The organism is Luteibacter sp. P4_D7_3 (genome assembly GCF_056401735.1).
Genome location: NZ_JBFUIT010000503.1, coordinates 1 through 1,824, shown reverse-complemented (window position 1 = coordinate 1,824; position 1,824 = coordinate 1). Strand labels below are relative to the sequence as shown.

At 64.5% G+C, this 1,824-nt stretch carries 2 protein-coding genes; one reads left to right on the top strand and one right to left on the bottom strand.

Going from position 1 to position 1,824, the window contains the following annotated elements:
- The first annotated feature begins 468 nt into the window (after positions 1–468).
- Positions 469–669 (top strand): hypothetical protein, encoded by a 201-nt coding sequence (locus AC1DSN_RS22090; RefSeq protein WP_063574382.1) that lies wholly within the window; start codon positions 469–471, stop codon positions 667–669.
- Between the two features lie 64 nt (positions 670–733).
- Here AC1DSN_RS22090 and AC1DSN_RS22085 read toward each other — a convergent pair whose 3' ends face one another.
- Positions 734–1,738 (bottom strand): MASE1 domain-containing protein, encoded by a 1,005-nt coding sequence (locus AC1DSN_RS22085; RefSeq protein ID WP_477332926.1) that lies wholly within the window; start codon positions 1,736–1,738, stop codon positions 734–736.
- Positions 1,739–1,824 lie beyond the last annotated feature (86 nt).

Here is a 1,824-nt window from a genome sequence, read left to right as displayed (position 1 = left end):
CCATGTACCTACTGGCCTACGGCCGCTCCACTTGTGCGGAACTCGCCTCGAGGGTGGACACCAAGGTCTCTCACGACGATACGGTCAGCGGGAAGGAGAGCCGCTGGAGTGCGTGTGGCCGCCAACTCGGACCGTTACGGCGGTCGTGCAGATACGTCATTTCCGGCGCGGCGAGCGTTTTCCTCGCCGCTGCGCTGCCTCGCGCGGAGGACGTGTCTGAGCAGCGAGGGTGGGCACCGAAGGCTCTGCGCCGCCACGCCTGCACGCCGAAGGCTCTGCGCCTCACCGTCTTCGGCGTCCCCGGCATGCCGCGAAGAACCTTTTTTTCTGCCTATGGGTTGGGAGTGAACGTATTCGGCAAAGGAGCCCGATCGGTGCCGAATCGGCCCTTTCTTCAGTCAAACGGGTGCGATTATCGCGCTGCACGCGGATTCCCGCGGGCATATCCCTCAGACAAAGGACACTCCCATGAAAAGCATCCTGCGCGTTGTATCGCTCGTCGTCGTCTCCTTCGCCGCTACGTCCGCCTTCGCAGCCGGCGCTCCGTCCTCCACAGCCCAGCGCATCCAGAACGCCAGCGTGGCCGCGCAGGCAGCGCAGCCGTCGGGCCGCACCGCCCCGGCGGTTCTCGTGAAGTGCACCAATCCGCGCGAGTGCAGCGTGGGCTGAGCGTCAGGTCGTCGGGCGGCGCGACCCACCCTGAATCTGGGTCGCGCCGCTTATTTTCCGGCGTTTACCGCTTGATCGAAGGGTGCGACAGGCTTCGATCCAAAGCCGTGTGCGACCTCTTGATTCCCACGATCAGGCTGCCGGAGATCACCAGGGCAAGGATCACCTKGGTACGGATCATCGCCGGATCCAGGAGCGTCGCCGATGTCGTGGCCAGGGCGATGCTGCTGAGCATTCCTGTGATCGCCGTTCCCTTCCAGCCATGCCGGGCCGTCAGCGCGATGACCGGGACAGCCATGCCGAGGCGCAGTACATCCAGGCTGAGGCCGGACGACACGGAAGCGACCGCCGCAAAGACGAGCAGCAGCGGCAGCGCACCCAGGGCGACGTCGCGGGTCAGTCTGCTTTCGAAGAAGCGTTTCCAGGAAAGGTTCTCGCGGAACCCTTCCCTGAGAACAAGGAGCATTGGTGCCAGGCTGAGCGCCCCGAGGTAGGCGCCGAGGACGTACGCCAGAAGATCGATCAAGGCTTCGGAACGCCATGCGTCCCACCCATCCGGGGTCACGATCAGCGCGGCGAACACGGCCATATCGGTTCGCACCGCGGTAATCAGGGCGCAGACGAGGGTGGCGAACAGGATCGTGGTCGCGTTGAGCTGCCCGTTGGCGTCATAGAGCGGCATCTTCTCGCGAATGGCCTTGACGAAAGGCATGCACAGCGGGATGAAGGGGATGGAGGAAACGCAGGTCCACGCCCAGCCGAAGTCTGCTTGGTGGAGGAGGGCGTTCTGCACTACCGGCAGGGACTCCCCGAGAATCAGGGCGGGCCAGAACCGGTAAGGGACGAGCAGCAGACAGCCCAGGCGAAGCCCGGCGGTGAGAATCCAATGCGAATAGGAGAAATACCGGGTCACCTCGTAGCACGCGGCATACGCGGCGGCCACGGCCAGGATCTGTCCCCATGATGCTCGCTCGCTCGTGGCTCCCTGCATTCTGCTCGCTCCCCAGCGATGTCCTCTCACGTCGTTAATTCGAAATACCCAGCCCCGGGCGCAGCCGGCCGGCGTCATGCCGCATGATGTGGGCGCGCGGAGGGAATGGGAAGGCCGCCCGGCGACAATTCCCCCCGATTGCCGAATTTACATCATCCTAGACC